Below are 16,610 nucleotides of genomic sequence, written 5' to 3' on the forward strand. Positions count from 1 at the left end.
AGGCCATGAGTGAGGCGGGCGCCCCGCTGGTGCAGGGCTACGAGGTGCTCGACGTCCTCGGGCAGGGCGGTTTCGGCATCGTCTACCGGGCCAGGCAGCTCGCCGTCGGCCGCGAGGTGGCACTGAAGATCGACAACCGGGTGCTGCTGTCGGATCGGGACCGGCGGCGGTTCATGCGGGAGGTCACTTCGGCGGGAGCCTTGTCGGGGCATCCGCATGTGGCCGATGTGTACGACGCGGGTGTGCTGCAGGACGGCCGCCCGTACATGGTGCTGGAACTGTGCCCGGGCGGGTCGCTGGCCGACCGGCTGCGCAAGCACGGGCCGCTCAGCGTGCGCGAGGCGCGCGACATCGGCATCAAGATCGCGGACGCGCTGGCCGCCGCGCACGCCGCCGGGGTGCTGCACCGGGACGTGAAACCGGCCAACATCCTGCTCAACTCCTATGGCCTGGTGGCGCTGTCCGACTTCGGGCTGGCCACGATGCCGTCCTCCGGCGAGGGCGCGGAGCTATCGGTGACCAGGGAGTCGCTGACGCCGGCGTACGCGCCGCCGGAGGCCTTCGACCTGAGCGAGCCGACCGCGGCCGGGGATGTGTACGCGCTGGCCGCCACCCTGTACGCGCTGCTCAGCGGCCGGCCGCCCAGGTTCCCGCCGAGCGGCGTGGTCAACATCGCGGTGATCATGGCGCTGCACCGGCAGCCGATCCCCGACATCGCGGGCGTCCCGGTGGCGCTGGTGGACGTGTTACGCGAGGCCATGTCCAGCGACCCGGCCCGCCGCACCCAGACGTCCGCCCGCTTCCGCGACGCACTCACCCTGCTGACCGTCGACGGCACCAGCTCAGGCCCGGCCCCGGCGCCCCCCGCCGAACGACCCCACGACTTCGCCGCACCCCCACCAGGAGCACGCGCGTTCCCGCAACCCGGCCACGCCAGCCCACCTGGACATGGCGGACCCGGACACGGCGGACCACCCGGACACGGCGGACCGGCCGGACATGGCGGGCCTGGACGCGGCGGGCAGCCGGGATCAGGCGGTTACGTGGGGGCGCCCGGCTACGCGCAGCCTCCCGGACAAGCCAGCCACGCGCCTCCTCCCGGACAGGCCGGATACGCGCAGCCTCCCGGACAAGCCGGATACGCGCAGCCTCCCGGACAAGCCGGATATGCCCCGCCGATCCCCTACGCGATGACCTCGCCCGGCGGGAAGCACCCGGCCGGGGACGTGCACCGGGCCATGACCGCCCCGAAGGGCGCGCCTCCGCCACCGCCGCCCGCGCGGAACTCGACGGTCGTGTTCGCGGTCGTGGCCGCGATCTTCGCGCTGCTGCTGGCGGGCGGCGTCGCGTACATGCTGCTGGACAAGGAGGCCCCCGCCGTCGGCTCCGGCGACAATCCGTCCGTCGTGGGACAGTCGCTCGGCGGGGAGAAGCCGGCGGGCATCGAGGTGGCGACCTACACCGACGGCTGCGCGGCCTCCGTCGTCGCGGGCGCGGCCTGCGTGAAGGAGGCCGAATGCTGGAGCGGCATCGTCTCGATCGCGGGCGTGGTGACCGCGCCCCGGGTGGGCTGCGAGGCCCGGCACGCCTGGGAGACCTTCGCCGTCTCACCGCTGCCGCTGGACGCCCTCACCAGCAACCTCAACGAACTCGAACAGCACCCCACCGTCGCCAAGCTCTGCTCGATGAGCGTGCTGATGGCCTCCCGATCGGCCACGGCCGCCCGCTACACGGCCGACCAGTGGCAGCTGTCGGTCCTGCCTCCGTCGTCCGAGGAGTTCGCCAAGGGCGTTCGCAGTTACCGCTGTGTCGGCGGAGTCGTCGGCCGGGACGTGCCGGGCACCTACTTCGCCAAGTAGGTCAGGGCATTCGAGAGTGCTCGTGTGCCCATAAACTTCGGCCGGGATGGCCCCGGCACCTACTTCGCCGAGTAGGTCAGGGCATCAGTTCGGTCAGCGCGTCCTGCAGATAATCGACGAAGTCCCAGACGTCCGGCACCATTTCTCTGTCGACGACGATGCCGACGTCCAGGAAGCCGTCGTAGGAGAACACGGTGATGTTGATGCCGCCGCTCACGTCGGTGATCACCGAGACCGGGTACTGGGCCAGCACGCGCGCGCCGCAGATGTAGAGCGGCAGCTGCGGCCCGGGCACGTTGGAGATCATCAGGTTCATCGCCGGGACGGTCCTGGCGGCCAGCCGGAACGCGGCCCGGTCGGCGAGGCCGCTGAGCGCGGCGGGCATGGCCTGGCTGAACTCCAGCAGCCAGGTCGCCGGGGCGACCGAGAAGCGTTCCTTCACCGCGGCCATCGCGGTGCTGACCAGCGACAGCCGCACCTCCGGATCGGGCTCGTCGGTCGGGATGGTGGTGGTGGCCAGCAGGACCTGGTTGGCGATCGAGTCGTCGGCGGCCTCGCCCCGGGTGGAGAACGGGATGCCCACCACCAGCGGCTCGGCGGGCAGTTCGTCGCGCTGGACCAGCCAGCGGCGGACCGCGGTCGCGCACAGCGCCATCACCACGTCGTTGACGGTGACGCCGTGGGCGTTCTTGACCTTCTTCACCTCGGCCAGCGACAGCCGGCCGAACGCGAACCGCCGGTGCGGGGTGATCGGGCCGGAGAACGGCGTGCGCGGCACGGTCAGCCGGGGCAGATCGGGCAGTTCGGGGCCGGGGGTGTCGCCGGTCCAGCCGACGCCGCGGATGATCCGCGCGACCATGCCCGCGCCGGGGATCTGGGCGACCACCGGCAGCTCGTCCAGGCGGGGCACGGCGCTGCCGATGAAGCGCAGCACGGCGGAGGGATTGTCGAGCAGGCGGGTGAACCCGCGGTTGAGCATCTCCGGCAGGTCGGGCGCGATCTCCAGAGGCGTCTCGTCCGGTTCGACCTCGCGGGGCTCCGGCGTCAGGTCCATCAGGGCGGCGAGCACTTCGGCGCCTTCGATGCCGTCGATGGCGGCGTGGTGGACCTTGGTGTAGATGGCGACCCGCCCGCCGGCGAGGCCGTGGATCAGGTACAGCTCCCAGAGCGGCTTGCGCCGGTCGAGCCGCCGCCCGTGCAGCCGGGCCACCTGCTCGCCGAGCTGGTGGTCGTTCCCGGGCGGGGGCAGCGCCAGTTCGCGCACGTGGTAGTCGAAGTCGACCTCGCGGTCCTCCGCCCAGTACGGATGGTCGAGCCCGAACGGCACCTCCACCAGTCTGCGGCGCAGCGGCGGCGCGAGATGCAGCCTCCCCTTGAGGAGGTCGATGATCGCGTCCTTGGTGACCACGCCGCCGGGCGCGGAGGAGGGATCGAGCACGGTCAGCCCGGCGATGTGCGCGAGGTTCGCGGCCGTCTCGAAGTTGAGGAACTGCGCGTCCAGCGCGCTCAGTTGCCGTGCCATGACTGTCCCATCCTAGTGCCGGTGCGTGACGTCGGGCTGCCGGGGATCGCCGGGGTGCTCGAAGCCGGGCGACAGCCGTACACACCTGGCCAGCCTGGCTTCCAGCCACCGAGCGAACACCTGCTCCCGCCGGGCGATCGTGAGCTCCCGCCCGATCTCCTCCCGAACCTTCTGGTACGGCTCGCGCCCCCCAGCATCGACCCGTTCGACCGTGAGCGTCCACGGCCCGCCAGGTCCGTCGATCGGGCCGACGACGTCGCCGGGGGCGGCGGCGAAGACAGCGTCCTCGATCGGCCCGGTCAGCTCGCCGCGCCTGACCGGCCCGAACTCCCGGGTCCTCCGCGTCTCCGGGATGGCGAACCTATCGGGGTTGCGCGCGTAATAGTCGGATATTTCGGTTTCGTCGGCGAGGATGTCGCCGGTCACCCGCTGGAAGAGCGCCAGGCCCGCGGGACTGGCGAGCACGGCCGCGGTCACTCCCCCGGCCCGCATGGCCAGCTCCAGGCTGATCCCCGTCACCTGGCCAGCCGGCGGTGGCCAGGCTTGTCCGGCAAGCGGTGGCCAGGCTTGTCCGGGCGGCGGCATCAGGGTTTCGTCGGCCGAGGGTGACAGGGTTCGGTCGGGGGTTTGCTCCGTTCTGATGGAGTCCCGGGCGAGCGACAGGTTCTCCTGCCGGACGAGGCGTTCGGCCGCCATCACCTGGACCAGCCATCGGCGCACGTTCCTGCCTTCGGGGCCGTCCGGATGGGGGAGGCGGCCGGCCAGGGGTCCGGCGCGGAGTTCGGCCAGCCGGGCGTGCACCTCGGCGACGGTGATCACCTCGTCGCGGACGTGGGCGGCGACGCCGGTCACGGGCGGACCTCCACCTGGACGGTCTCGGTGTAGTGCAGCCAGCCGGCGCAGGCGACCTTGACCAGCGCCCACCAGCGGCCCGGCCGCCGCGCCACCACGGGGAAGCGCACTTCGGCGTCGCCCTCGCCGGGGACGACGACCCCGGTGTTCCAGACGGGGAACATGTCGTAGGTCGGCCAGGGGCTGATCAGCTGGGTCTGCGCGGAGACCGGGGTGAGCGCGCCGGATGCCAGTCGGACCACGATCTCGGCCTCTTCGCCGCGCGTCAGCAGCAGCGAGCCGGTCGTCGACACCTCCAGCCCGACGGGGTGCCGGCCGCCGATGTGCACGCGGGTGACGTCCTCGTACTCCTGGCCGCCGAACGAGGTGCGCGCGCGGAGCCAGTAGACGCCGTCGCGCACCCCCGGCGGGAGGGCGAAGCGGACCGGGATGGCGGCGTGGCCGCCGGGCGGGAGCACGTACGGGCGGATGGCGGGTTCGACCAGCCAGCCGCTGGGGGCGAGCAGGGTGACGATGCCTTCGGCGGTGTCCTCGGTGAGGGAGGAGGCGATGGAGAGGGTGAGTTCGCCGGGGCCGTCCAGGTCGGCGGCGGACAGGTGGACGGCGAGCGGCATGTTGCCGGTGGGGGCCGGGCCGGTGTTGTTGAGCCAGTAGCGGGTGAAGACCGGCTGGTGGGGTTCCGCGGCGGGAAGCGGCGGCGTGGTGGGGTTCACGTGGGCGACGAGGGTGACGATCTCCATGCCGGTGAGGACCTCGGGGGCGGGGCCGGTGAGGTTCTCCAGCAGGTCGGCGCGCCGCCAGCCGCCCAGGGCGGAGGTGATCTCGGCGGCGGCGTCGCGGCCGTGGGCCTCGTACAGGCGGAGGGTGATGCCGGCGACCTCGCCCGGGGTGCGGCCGGAGGCGATCGGGTTGCCGGTGGCCTTCATCGCGGCGAGCACGACCCCCGGCGCGGTGGCCAGGAACGATCGTGATCCCCCGGTCCCGGCCGGGCCGGTGACGACGGGGAGCAGCGGGTGGTTGACGTCGTGGCCGTGCCGGACGAGGCCGGCGTCCCGCCAGTCGCCGGGGGCGGCGACGAGCGCGCAGTCGAAGGTGTGGGTCCAGTGCTGGAGCTGGAAGTTCGCGCCGTCCGGGGTGGTACGGCGCGGCGGGTCGATCCAGATCCCGGACGGCCAGCCCGTGCACGACCGCAGCAGCGACACGTGCATCGTGCCTTCCGAATCCACCGCGAACCCGGGGATGCCACGATTTATCAGGCCGACGGTGTAGTCGTCGAAGGGTTCGGACGGGACTTCGACGACGGCGTCCGCGAGGTCCTCGATGAGGGCGTCGATGGCTTCCGGGCCGGTCACGATCAGGACCGGGAGGGCGCGCGGGCCGGACAGGTCGGCGCCGGGCACCCAGACCTCGGCCAGGGGCTTCTCGGCCGGGATCCAGTGGCGTGTGTTCTCGCCGGGCGACGGCAGGATGGCGGCGATGAAGGGGTTGGTCTCGGGGGTGCCGATCGCGATCCGTACGTCGGGGAGGTTGGAGTCGACGGCGAGGTTGCCGTAGCGGGGGCCCGCGCCGGTGGAGCAGGTGGAGGTGACGCCCTGGCGTACCAGCGCGGCGGACAGGGCGCGCAGCTGGTCGGCGGGGGTGTCGTCGGCGGCGATGATCTCGGCGACGCCGATGGCGCGGGAGCCGATCCGGCAGGTGGAGGAGAGGGCGAACCAGTGGTTGGCGGGGTTGTCCAGGGTCCACGGGTGGTCGGCGGAGTCGGTGTCGATGAGGGCGAAGCCGCGGCCGACGACGGCGTCGCCGACCTCGCTGACGGGGAGGGCGCCGGGGATGTCGATCGGCCAGCGGAGCCGTACCAGCTGGTCCACGCCGTCGAAGTCGGCGTGGGTGGTCAGGTCGACGCGGGGCAGGCGGTGCCAGAGGGTGATCTCCTGGCGGTAGGTCAGCGGGCCGATCGCGCCTTGGACGAGGAGGCGGTGGCCGAGCGCGCAGGAGGCCACGGTGACGTCGGCGGTCGTGTCGGCGGAGCCGGTGGAGGTGCCTTTGGGGACCAGGTGCCAGGGGCCTTCGTGGAAGGTGGGGTGGGCGGGGTACTCGTCGTAGACGACCAGTTCGTTGCCTGCCCGGCCGGGGCGCAGGAGTTCGCGTCCGCCGACGCGCAGGCTGGACACCGTGCCGCCGCGTGCCGGGTCGACCTCGATGGTGTGGGTGGCGTTCTCGATGCGGGTGCCTTCTCCGGGGGTCCAGCCGATCGGGGTGTCGCCGGGGGTGAAGGAGAAGGTGCGGTAGCCGAGGGCGGGCACGTCTTCGGCGAGGAAGGTGACGTCGACCGCGCGCAGGCTGCCGTCGTCGTGGCGGTCGGGGTTCTCCAGGAGGACGTCTCCGGCGATGCCGTACCAGCCGGGCGGCAGGGTGAGGCGGGCGCGGACCAGGTCGGTGCGCGGCCAGGAGGACGGGTTCCAGACGACCACGCCGCCGAGGTCCCGGCTGAGCGCCCGCAGGGACCTGTCGAGCACGTTCTGGCCCAGGTCGTGGGCTTCGCGCCAGCCGGTGAGCAGGTCCAGGTAGACCTGGTCCGACTCGGAGCCGGTGATCGCGTCGTGGTGCGCGCCGTAGACCAGCTGCCGCCAGGCTTTGTCGAGTTCGGCGTACGGATAGGGCTCGCCCTCGGTCACGGCGGCGAGGGTGGCGAACTTCTCGGCGTCCACCAGCTGGGACTCCGCGTGCCGCTGGGCCTGTTTGGTGTCGATGAACGACACGTCCTTGCCGGTGTAGATCGGGTTCATGTCGCGGGTCTGCGGGGTGAAATGGGCGAGCTCGCTCCGTACCGCCGCGAAGAACTCGTTCGGGAGGCCGCAGACGACGCGCGGGGAGGTGTAGCGGGCGTTCCAGTCCCGGTGGATGTCCATGATCCACCGGTTCGGCGGGGTGTAGTCGGTGCCGACGGGCAGCAGCACGTTCCGGGTCGCGGCCACCTTCTTGAGCTGCCGGAACAGCCGGTACACCTCGGCTTCCGCCAGTTCGAGCGAGGCGGCCGAGTCCATCCACCAGCCCGCGCTGTAGTGCGCCGGCATGTAGTGCGTCAGCACGCCCCGGCCGGACGGCGACAGCCACTCGAACTCGGCCGGGAACTGCATCCGGGCCGGATCCCCGCCGCGCAGCATCGGCCCCCACTGGTGGAACGGCCCGCGCGCCCACGAGCTCGACGTCAGCCCCGCGTCCGCGACCAGGCCGGGGAACTGCGGATCGTGCCCGAACGCGTCCAGCTGCCAGGCCGTCCCCGGCTCCCCGCCGAGCACGTCCCGCTGGAACCCGACCCCGTGCACGAGGTTGCGGATGGTCGACTCTGCGCTGGTCAGGTTGGTGTTGGGCTCGTTGTAGGCGCCCCCCATGATCTCGACCCGGCCGTCGTGGACGAGCTGCCGCAGATACGCCCGATGTTCGGGGTGCGCGTCCCAGAACGGCTTCAGGTAGTCCACCTCGGCCAGCACGAACTTGTACTCCGGCTCGCGCCTCGCGGTCGCCAGATGGAGCTTGACCAGCTCGAACCCGGCATGCTGGAACTCCGACCTGGTGGCCTGCGCGGCCTCGCCCGCCTGATCCCAGGTCACCGTGTACGCCGCCTGGGTGTTCCACCAGACCGGGTCGTAGTGGAAGTGCGCCACCATCCACACCGTCCACCCCGGCTCGGCCACCACCAGCTCCCCGGCCGCCTCCGCGTCCCCGGCGGTGACGGTGATCGGCACCCGCGCCCCCACCGGATACCCGGACACGACCGGCACCTCGACCGTGTCCCCCGCCCCCGTACGGCTCTCGCCCGCCACCCCCACCCCGTCCACCCGGACCTCGGCCCCGGGCACGGCCTCGGCCAGGGTGACCCGGACGATCTGCCGCGGACCCTCGGTGAACAGCTCGGTCGACTCCACCTCGACGATGCGCATGACCCGATCATGCCTTGAAACTTTCCGGGAAAGCAGCAGGTCACCGTCCGTGGAACGCGCCCTTCATTGACCCCCAACTACCGCGTTCGTACGGTCACCGGGATATCAAGGGAGGATCCATGACATTCCGCCTCGCACGTCTGACCTTGGTCACCGTGCTCCTGGGCTCGGCGCTGACCGTCGTGCCCGGCCGGGTCGCGTCGGCGGCGGCGCTGCCGTACCAGGACCCGAGCCTGCCCGTGGCGACCCGGGTGAACGATCTGCTGGCCAGGATGACGCTGGACGACAAGGCCGGGCAGATGACCCAGGCCGACCGGGGCGCGATCAATCCGGTGTCGGACATCCTGACCTACCGGCTGGGTTCGATCCTGTCCGGCGGCGGGTCGGCCCCGACCCCGAACAACGCCGGGTCCTGGGCGGACATGTACGACAACTTCCAGCGGCAGGCGCTGGGCACCCCGCTGGCCATCCCGATGATCTACGGCATCGACGCGGTGCACGGGCACAACAACGTGGCCGGGGCGACGATCTTCCCGCACAACATCGGGCTCGGCGCGTCCCGGGACGCCGACCTGGTCCAGCGGATCGGCCAGGCCACCGCGGAGGAAGTGGCGGGAACCGGCATCGACTGGACCTTCGCCCCCTGCCTGTGCGTCGCCAGGAACGACCGCTGGGGGCGGACGTACGAGTCCTACGGGGAGGAGCCCGCCCTGGTCACCCCGATGACGTCGATCATCACCGGGCTGCAGGGCAAGGGGGTGCTCGCCACCGCCAAGCACTACCTCGGGGACGGCGGCACCACCGGCGGCGACGACCAGGGCAACACCCAGGTCAGCGAGGCCGAGCTCCGCGCCGTGCACCTGCCGCCGTTCCAGGCCGCCGTGCAGCGCGGCGTCGGCTCGGTCATGGTCTCCTACAGCAGCTGGAACGGCGCCAAACTCCACGGCCACCGCTTCCTGCTCACCGACGTGCTCAAGGGCGAACTCGGCTTCACCGGCTTCGTCGTGTCCGACTGGGCGGGCATCGACCAGATCGAGGGCGGCACCGGCTTCACCGCCTCCGAGGTCACGGCCGCCGTCAACGCGGGCATCGACATGGTGATGGTCCCGACCGACTACCGCCGCTTCATCACCCTGCTCAAGCAGGAGGTCACCGCGGGCCGGATCGCGATGTCGCGGATCGACGACGCCAACCGCCGCATCCTCACCAAGAAGTTCGAGTACGGCCTGTTCGAGCGCCCGCTCGCCGACCGGACCCTGACCTCGACCGTGGGGAACGCCGCGCACCGGACCCTCGGCCGCGAAGCGGTACGCAAGACGCAGGTCCTGCTGAAGAACCAGGGCAACATCCTGCCGCTGGCCAAGACCGGCGGGAAGATCTTCGTGGCCGGGAAGAGCGCCGACAACATCGGCAACCAGAGCGGCGGCTGGACGATCTCCTGGCAGGGCGCGTCCGGGAACACCACGCCCGGGACGACGATTCTGCAGGGCATCAGGGACGCGGCCGGGGCCGGGACGCAGATCACCTACAACCAGACAGGGACGGGCATCGACTCGACCTTCCGGGCGGCCATCGCGGTGGTCGGCGAGACGCCGTACGCGGAGGGCCAAGGCGACAGGACCGGCGCGATGGGCCTCGACAGCACCGACCTGACCACCCTGCAGCGCCTCCAGGCCTCCGGTGTCCCCGTGATCGTCGTCCTGGTCTCCGGGCGGCCGATGGAGATCTCGGCGCAGCTCGCCAGTTGGCGCGCGCTCGTCGCCGCCTGGCTGCCCGGCACCGAGGGGCGGGGCGTGGCCGACGTCCTGTTCGGCGACTACGCCCCGACCGCCAAACTCCCCGTGACCTGGATGAACACCGCCAGCCAGCAACCGATCAACCCGGGCGACGGCAAGACCCCCCTCTTCCCTCAGGGCTTCGGCCTGGCCTACGGCGGCCCCTCCCCCAGCCCTTCACCTTCACCTTCCCCGTCTCCTTCTCCCTCCCCGTCACCCTCACCTTCTCCTTCGCCGTCACCTTCTCCTTCTCCCTCCCCGTCACCCTCACCTTCTCCTTCGCCGTCACCTTCTCCTTCGCCGTCCCCCAGCCCTAGTCCCAGCCCGTCGCCTTCCCCGTCACCCACGACCGGCTGCTCCGTCACCTACCGCGCGAACTCCTGGAACACCGGATTCACCGCCGAAGTGACCATCACCAACAGGTCCGCCACCGCCGTCACCGGCTGGACCCTGCTCTGGACCTTCCCCGGCAACCAGCAGGTCACCAACGCCTGGAACGCCACGGTCACCCAGTCCGGCCAGCAGGTGACCGCCCGCAACGTCGACCACAACCGCGTCATCAACGCCAACGGCGGCACCGCCGCCTTCGGCTTCCAGGCCGGCTACTCCGGCACCAACGCCAACCCCACCGCTTTCACCCTCAACGGCACCCCCTGCACGGGCTGACACGTCGCGGGGCGGTGGCCACGCCACCGCCCCAACCCGTCAAGCGAACAGCCGTGGGCTGACCGGCACCGGCGTCGTGAGCGGATTGTCGCGCACGTCCACGTCGGCGTGCGCGACCAGCCGCTCGATGGAGTCCGGGAGGCGGCTCAGGTTGTTGCCGCGCAGGTTGAGGAGCTTGAGGCGGGTGAGGTCGCCGATCGAGTCGGGCAGTTCGGTCAGCCGGTTGCCGGAAAGGTCCAGGACGAGAAGTTTGCCGAGGTCGCCGACCGTGTCCGGCAAGTGCGTCAGGTGGTTGCCGTGAGCCCAGAGTTCGGTGAGGCGGGTGAGGCCGCCGATCGTGTGCGGTAGCTCACTGATCTGGCTTTTCCGCAGGTCGAGGCGGCTGAGCGCGCGGAGGTTCCCGATCGAGTCCGGCAGCCGGGTCAATGGGGTGTGATCCAGGTGCAGCCGGTGCAGGCGGGTGAAGCCGCCGATCCAGTCCGGGAGCGCGGCCAAAGGGTTGTCACCCAGGTAAAGCTCGACGATGCCGGTGAGATCCGCCATCGAATCCGGCAGGCCGGTGAGCGCGTTCAGGCCCAGATGGAGTGCGGTCAGTCGCCGCAATTCGCCCAGCCAGTCCGGTAACTCGGCGAAGCGGTTGGAGCTCAGGTCGAGAACGGTCAGGGCGGTGAGTTTCCGTACCGAGTCCGGCAGGCTTTGGACGCGGTTCACCCGCAGGTCAAGCCGGGTGAGGGCGGTCAGTGCCCCGAGAGAGTCGGGAAGCCAGGCGATCTGGTTGGCGTGCGCGTCGAGTTCGGTCAGCGAAGTGAGGTCGCCCAGCCAGTCGGGTAAAGCGCCGAGCTCGTTGCCGGAGACGTCCAGGGCGCGGACGAGGGTGAGGGCGCGCATCGAGGGGCGTAACCGGCGGAGCCGGCGTGACGACAGAGTCAGGTTCGCGGCGCCGGTGGCGCGGGCGCTCTCGATCGCCTGGTCGACGGTGCCACGCATGGGTAAAACCTTCCGGTCAGGGGCGCATGCGCATCAGGACCTCGGCGACGGGGACGACCGGCTCGCCGAGGTCGAACTTGCTGAACAGGTGGACGTTGTCGCCGGTGTCGAGTTCGAGGAGTTCCATCCGGGTGCCGTAGCGGGAGCGGGAGTCGACCCGGATGTGTTCGAGCTGGGGCCACGGGATGTGGTGGCGGCCGGAGAAACCGCTGATCACCGTGATGCCGGCGGGACCGGCGGTGAGCCGGACCCGGGCCAGGAGGTCGCGGACGGCCAGGCCGGCGAAGCCGAGGGCGGCGATCCCGGCCAGGAACAGGCCGCGGCCGTCGGCGGTGACGGCCAGGGCGGCGAGCAGGAGCGCGCCGGCGGCCTTGAGAACGATGATCGACGGTGCGACGCGCCATTCGCGCGACGGGAGATCAACCATGGGAGCACCTTATCCGGCAGTGGCCTGACCTTTCGCTTTGAGGTGCGAAGGCGGATATTTAGGGTATAGGGAACCCCGCGCACGCTGCCCCGCGTGCGTCACAATATGCACCGCCGGAGGGTCGATGAGCAGGCAGATCGGCAACGCGTTCCAGACCCCCACGCTCGTCGAGCTGGAGGCGCGCGTCCGCGGACTGGAAACCCAGGTCGCCCATCTCACCGAGATGCTGGAGGCGCTCACGGAGGAGAGCCCCAGGCACAATTGACCGGATTGACCCATATAAGACCGAATTTGATTGAATTTTCTACCGGTTGCGTCTCCCCAGATCGGGTGTGGCGGCGTAGCGTCGAGGCATGGCTGCGACACCCGACACCATGCACTGGCGTGGCGTGCACCACCTCGCCCTGGTAACCCCGGACATGGACGCCACCGTGCGGTTCTGGCACGGGGTCCTGGACGCGCGGCTGGTGACCACGCTGGCCGTTCCCGAGTTCCGGCACTACTTCTTCGAGGTGGCGCCGGGGAACACGATCGCCTTCTTCGAGTTCACGGGGAAGGATCTGGACACTTACGCGAAGCCGGCCGGCGTGCCGTACGAGAAGGCGTCGCAGTTCGACCACCTGTCGCTGTACCTGCCGGACGAGGCCGCGCTGGAGCGGATGCGGGACCGGCTGAAGGCGCACGACTGCGAGGTCACCGACGTGATCGACCACGGCTTCCTGCGGTCGATCTACTTCAGCGACCCGAACGGGATCGCGCTGGAGGCGTCCTGGTGGACGGTCGACCCGACCGGCCGGCCGGTCGACTACGCCGATCCGAGCCTGTTCGCCGACCCCGACCCGGTGCCCGCGGTGGTCGAACTGCGCGAGAACGGCAAGCTGGACCACACCGTGGCGACGGTGCTGGTCGATTCGATCATCGAGGACATCCGGCGGTCGACGTAGGCACGATCCCCGGGTTGCTGTGGGCCGCGGCGGATCGCGACCCCGGCGGCGTCTGGCTGCGCTCCGACGCCGGGACCCTCACGTTCGCGGCGGCGGCCGGTCAGGTGGCCGGGACCGCCGCCGCGCTGCGCGCCGCCGGGATCGGCCACGGTGACCGGGTCCTGGTCACCGGGCGGAGCACGCCGCCGTACCTGCTGTGCTGGCTGGCGCTGACGTCGATGGGCGCGGTCGCGGTGTACGTCAATCCGGCGAGCAGCGCGGCGGAACTGGCGGGCCTGGCCGCGCAGACCCGGCCCCGGGCGCTGATCGCGGACGAGCCCGGCGAGCTGGGCGTGCCGTGGCTGGACATCCGGGAGCTGACCGGGACCAGCGCGGAGCTCCGGGTGGAGGCCCGGCCGGACGACCTGGCCACCCTGATCCCGACCTCCGGGACCACCGGCCGGTCGAAACTGGTCATGCAGACCCATCGGGCGTACGCGCTGGCGGGCGAGGGTTTCCCGTTCTGGATGGGCCTGACCGGCGAGGACCGGCTGATGACCTCGCTGCCGCTGTTCCACATCAACGCCCCCGCCTACTCGGTGCTGGGGTCGCTGGCCTGCGGGGCGGGCCTGATCCTGCTGGAACGTTTCTCGGCGAGCGGCTTCCTGGACGCGGCCCGCCGCCACGGCGCGACCGAGTTCAACGCGATCGGCGCGATGCTGGAGATCCTCATGCGCCGCCCGGAACTGCCGGACGACGCCGACACCCCGCTCCGTCTCTGCTACACCGGCCCGGCCCCGGCCAGAGAGCGCCAGCTGGAGATCGAGGAACGCTTCGGCCTGCGCATCGTCGTCGGGTACGCCCTGTCGGAGTCCCCCTACGGCCTCATCTGGCCCCACGGCTCCCGCCCGTACGGCACGCTCGGCACGGTCCGGCAGCACCCCACCCTCGGCACGATCAACCACGCCCGCCTGGACGACGGCGAACTCCTGCTCCGCAACCCCGCCATCACCCCCGGCTACTGGGAGATGCCCGAGGAGACCGCCAAGGCCATCACCGACGACGGCTGGCTCCGCACCGGCGACCTGGTCACCGTCGACGGCAACGGCGTCTACACCTTCGTGTCCCGCCTCAAGGAGGTCCTCCGCCGCAGGGGCGAGAACCTGTCCCCCCTCGAAGTCGAGGAGGTCCTGGAAGCCCACCCGGACGTCCTCGAATGCGCGGTGATCGGTGTTCCGTCGAACCTGTCCGAGGAGGAGGTGAAGGCGTTCATCGTCCCCGCCAACGGGCAACCCGACTTCACCGAACTCCACGCCTGGGCCGCCGCCCACCTGGCCCCCTTCAAGGTCCCCCGGTTCTGGCAGACGGTGCCGTCCCTCCCCCGCACCCCGACCGCCCGCGTGGCCAAGCACCTGCTCCCCCGCGACCACCCACCCGGCGAGTACGACGCCGAGAACCCGGCCGTCGAACGGGACTGACTGAGGCGCGTTGACCCGGGCTCATGGTGTGGCCACGGCTGCGCCGGAACGGTCGGTCGCCAGTTTGACCGCGAAGACGCCGAGCACGGTGCCGGTCACGTAGCGCTGCGCGCGGAGCCAGGCCGGGCGGGCTCTGAGGAAGGTGGCGAGCGCGCCCGCGGTGAAGACGATCAGCAGGTTAACGGCCATGCTCACGGTGATCTGCACGGTGCCCAGGACAATGCTCTGCAACATCACCCGGCCCGCCGACGGCTCGATGAACTGGGGCAGCAGGGAAAGATAGAGCACGGCCGCCTTCGGGTTGAGCAGGTTGGTGACCAAGCCCATGGTGAAGAGGCGGGACGTCGAATCGGGGCGCAGGTCGCCGGGTTCGAAGACCGAGAGGCCGCCTGGGCGCAGGGTCTTCCAGGCGAGATAGAGCAGATAGCAGGCGCCGGCCAGTTTGATCGCCGTGTAGGCGGCCGGGACCAGGGCGAACACCACGGTGAGGCCCAGGCAGGTCGCCGTCAGGTACGTGAGGAAGCCCACGACCACGCCGGTGAGTGAGACCAGACCGGCCCGGCGGCCCTGGGTGATCGACCGCGACACCAGATAGACCATGTTGGGCCCAGGAGTGAGCACCATAACCAGCGCCACCACGGCGATCCCCGCCAAGGCTTCGTAACTCATCGCGCCCCCTTCGCATCGGGCACCAGCGTAAAGGCAGGCTCCGACAAAATCCGCCGGAGGGTCGGCCCGACTGATCGGATCACAGGTCGCCGCGATCGGGGCCGATGCACAATCAGAGAGTCAATGCCTGCTCGATGGGATCCACGCGAAGGTCTGCCGACATCAAAGTCCCTGTCGGGAAGCTCCCATTCTCGCCCTGCTTAATTCATAGAAGACTGCTTTATCCTCAATCTCAGCGGATTCTGGCAGAGGGCAAGGTATGTTCGATAACAGGAAGTGAACCTACTCATGTAATGACGCCATCGACAGTGAGGGTTATTCATAAGCCCGTTTGAAGAAGTGCAGTCCGATGACTGCCGTTAGGACCGCAGGGAACTTCTCGAGGGGCCCTCGGTATCGGGATGAGCAGATACGCCAAGCTTTCACATGTGCAATCGCTCGTTCGACGGCTGCGCGGATGCCGTTGATTTCCCGGTTGTTTTGCTTCTGCTCAGCGGTCAGCTGCCTGCCGCGCGGCTTCTTGTCCGGGGTGATATCCGCATGGGCTTGATATCCGCTGTCACCGCAGCGATGAAGACCGGCGATTTGATCGGCGAGGCCGGAGGCGTGGAATGCGTGGGTGTCGTGGCGGGCTCCGCGCACGGGTTCCTTTCCTATCGCGACGACACGGCCGTCGAGATCGCAGGCGACTTGAATGTTGAAGCCGGTCGTTTTCCGGAGTACATTCCTTCAGCGGCCTTCCAATTCCATGTGGGCGCGAGTGTGCCGTCCACCAGCACCGTTCCGCGGCCGATTTGGCGGGCGGGGTCGGGGATGAAACTGTGCAGGGCGGCTCCGACGACCTTGCGGAGTTTGTCCCATCGGCGGCTCACGGTCGCCTGCGACACGCCAAGGACCGCCCCGCCGGCATCCTGGGTGACGTTATGCCGTAAGAGATACACGACCAGCGCAACCGACCTGGTCAGATCGATACAGGCAGGACGTCCGCCGGGTTTGGCGACGTCGCCCATCAAGATCCTTATCCGCCGGGTCAGTTCGATGAGTTGTGTTAGGGACACGCTGGTAATACGCTCCAGGTCCAACGGTTCCTCCGTGCGCTCTCGTGTGTGGTAACTCGAGATTTCACGGCAGGAACCGTTGTCATGTCCTCGTTTTCCAGAAATTCACAGGCTGTGGATTTCTTGGCGCAATCAAGAAGCCGATAGCCACTCGCCATCAAGTAGCTTATGAATAAGCCTCAGTGTAAATACGATGTCGATAGTGCCAGCTCACCGGGGGGTGGAACGCCGCAGAATTACTCGGGCTGGTCTGCGATAGACCCCGAAGCTCGGACGAAGGCCAAGCAAGCCTCAGCGAAGGAGCGGGGAATGGATATCCGCAATATCAGCAATGTTCGCTTCTCACAAGAAGGCAGCATCTGCGTATTCGCGGTCAGCTATTCGGCCGTATTCAGTCAGGCCGAGATCAACGCGGGGTTCCGCTTCGCGGACACGGTGCGGGTTATGGAGCAC

Annotated in this window: 13 protein-coding genes; 5 read left to right on the forward strand and 8 right to left on the reverse strand. The window is 69.9% G+C overall.

Features of this window, described 5'->3' with window-relative positions:
- The first annotated feature begins 5 nt into the window (after positions 1-5).
- On the forward strand, positions 6-1,859 hold the full coding sequence (locus Acor_RS43325; RefSeq protein ID WP_218034358.1) for a serine/threonine-protein kinase: 1,854 nt from the start codon (positions 6-8) through the stop codon (positions 1,857-1,859).
- A gap of 76 nt (positions 1,860-1,935) precedes the next feature.
- Here the strand turns inward: Acor_RS43325 and Acor_RS18885 are convergent, their stop codons facing one another.
- Genes Acor_RS18885 through Acor_RS18895 form a run of 3 tightly spaced genes read right to left on the reverse strand, consistent with a single transcriptional unit; the run spans position 1,936 to position 8,174 of the window.
- On the reverse strand, positions 1,936-3,381 hold the full coding sequence (locus Acor_RS18885) for a WS/DGAT/MGAT family O-acyltransferase (protein ID WP_155338004.1): 1,446 nt from the start codon (positions 3,379-3,381) through the stop codon (positions 1,936-1,938).
- A gap of 12 nt (positions 3,382-3,393) precedes the next feature.
- On the reverse strand, positions 3,394-4,233 hold the full coding sequence (locus tag Acor_RS43330; protein ID WP_218034359.1) for a peptidylprolyl isomerase: 840 nt from the start codon (positions 4,231-4,233) through the stop codon (positions 3,394-3,396).
- Positions 4,230-8,174, reverse strand: a complete 3,945-nt coding sequence (locus tag Acor_RS18895) for a glycoside hydrolase family 38 N-terminal domain-containing protein (protein WP_155338005.1) — start codon at positions 8,172-8,174, stop codon at positions 4,230-4,232. Before Acor_RS18895 ends, Acor_RS43330 begins: the two co-directional genes overlap by 4 nt.
- Before the next feature lie 119 nt (positions 8,175-8,293).
- Here Acor_RS18895 and Acor_RS18900 point away from each other — a divergent pair, with 119 nt between their 5' ends.
- On the forward strand, positions 8,294-10,615 hold the full coding sequence (locus tag Acor_RS18900) for a glycoside hydrolase family 3 N-terminal domain-containing protein (protein WP_155338006.1): 2,322 nt from the start codon (positions 8,294-8,296) through the stop codon (positions 10,613-10,615).
- 39 nt (positions 10,616-10,654) lie between these two features.
- Here the strand turns inward: Acor_RS18900 and Acor_RS18905 are convergent, their stop codons facing one another.
- Both Acor_RS18905 and Acor_RS18910 read right to left on the reverse strand, forming a co-directional pair.
- A complete protein-coding gene (locus Acor_RS18905) occupies positions 10,655-11,602 on the reverse strand; it encodes a leucine-rich repeat domain-containing protein (RefSeq protein WP_155338007.1) in 948 nt (315 codons plus the stop codon).
- A gap of 16 nt (positions 11,603-11,618) precedes the next feature.
- Positions 11,619-12,029 carry a PH domain-containing protein gene (locus tag Acor_RS18910; RefSeq protein ID WP_155338008.1) on the reverse strand — a complete coding sequence of 137 codons (411 nt, stop codon included), beginning with the start codon at positions 12,027-12,029 and terminating at the stop codon, positions 11,619-11,621.
- A 124-nt stretch (positions 12,030-12,153) separates the two neighbouring features.
- On the opposite strand from Acor_RS18910, the gene Acor_RS18915 reads away from it, so the two are divergent.
- From Acor_RS18915 to Acor_RS18920, 3 genes are all read left to right on the forward strand, one after another.
- Positions 12,154-12,294 carry a hypothetical protein gene (locus Acor_RS18915; RefSeq protein ID WP_155338009.1) on the forward strand — a complete coding sequence of 47 codons (141 nt, stop codon included), beginning with the start codon at positions 12,154-12,156 and terminating at the stop codon, positions 12,292-12,294.
- An 88-nt stretch (positions 12,295-12,382) separates the two neighbouring features.
- Positions 12,383-12,973 (forward strand): VOC family protein, encoded by a 591-nt coding sequence (locus Acor_RS42270; RefSeq protein WP_170316994.1) that lies wholly within the window; start codon positions 12,383-12,385, stop codon positions 12,971-12,973.
- 14 nt (positions 12,974-12,987) lie between these two features.
- Positions 12,988-14,430: an AMP-binding protein gene (locus Acor_RS18920; RefSeq protein WP_170316995.1), complete on the forward strand. Its 1,443-nt coding sequence runs from the start codon at positions 12,988-12,990 to the stop codon at positions 14,428-14,430.
- A gap of 21 nt (positions 14,431-14,451) precedes the next feature.
- Here the strand turns inward: Acor_RS18920 and Acor_RS18925 are convergent, their stop codons facing one another.
- The 3 genes from Acor_RS18925 to Acor_RS18935 form a co-directional block, all read right to left on the reverse strand.
- Positions 14,452-15,099, reverse strand: a complete 648-nt coding sequence (locus Acor_RS18925; protein ID WP_155338011.1) for a LysE family translocator — start codon at positions 15,097-15,099, stop codon at positions 14,452-14,454.
- 315 nt (positions 15,100-15,414) lie between these two features.
- Positions 15,415-15,795 (reverse strand): transposase family protein, encoded by a 381-nt coding sequence (locus tag Acor_RS18930; protein ID WP_308805671.1) that lies wholly within the window; start codon positions 15,793-15,795, stop codon positions 15,415-15,417.
- Positions 15,753-16,181, reverse strand: a complete 429-nt coding sequence (locus Acor_RS18935; RefSeq protein ID WP_155338013.1) for a hypothetical protein — start codon at positions 16,179-16,181, stop codon at positions 15,753-15,755. The genes Acor_RS18930 and Acor_RS18935 overlap by 43 nt, the downstream gene beginning before the upstream one ends.
- Positions 16,182-16,610 lie beyond the last annotated feature (429 nt).

The sequence above is a fragment of the Acrocarpospora corrugata genome, assembly GCF_009687845.1.
GTDB lineage: Bacteria > Actinomycetota > Actinomycetes > Streptosporangiales > Streptosporangiaceae > Acrocarpospora > Acrocarpospora corrugata.

Bases quoted from the DNA above. Each gene is read 5' to 3' on its own strand.
- Acor_RS18915 (WP_155338009.1), top strand. From the start codon at position 12,154: ATGAGCAGGCAGATCGGCAACGCGTTCCAGACCCCCACGCTCGTCGAG.
- Acor_RS18910 (WP_155338008.1), bottom strand. From the start codon at position 12,029: ATGGTTGATCTCCCGTCGCGCGAATGGCGCGTCGCACCGTCGATCATC.
- Acor_RS18905 (WP_155338007.1), bottom strand. From the start codon at position 11,602: ATGCGTGGCACCGTCGACCAGGCGATCGAGAGCGCCCGCGCCACCGGC.
- Acor_RS18900 (WP_155338006.1), top strand. From the start codon at position 8,294: ATGACATTCCGCCTCGCACGTCTGACCTTGGTCACCGTGCTCCTGGGC.
- Acor_RS43325 (WP_218034358.1), top strand. From the start codon at position 6: ATGAGTGAGGCGGGCGCCCCGCTGGTGCAGGGCTACGAGGTGCTCGAC.
- Acor_RS42270 (WP_170316994.1), top strand. From the start codon at position 12,383: ATGGCTGCGACACCCGACACCATGCACTGGCGTGGCGTGCACCACCTC.
- Acor_RS18895 (WP_155338005.1), bottom strand. From the start codon at position 8,174: ATGCGCATCGTCGAGGTGGAGTCGACCGAGCTGTTCACCGAGGGTCCG.
- Acor_RS18885 (WP_155338004.1), bottom strand. From the start codon at position 3,381: ATGGCACGGCAACTGAGCGCGCTGGACGCGCAGTTCCTCAACTTCGAG.
- Acor_RS18925 (WP_155338011.1), bottom strand. From the start codon at position 15,099: ATGAGTTACGAAGCCTTGGCGGGGATCGCCGTGGTGGCGCTGGTTATG.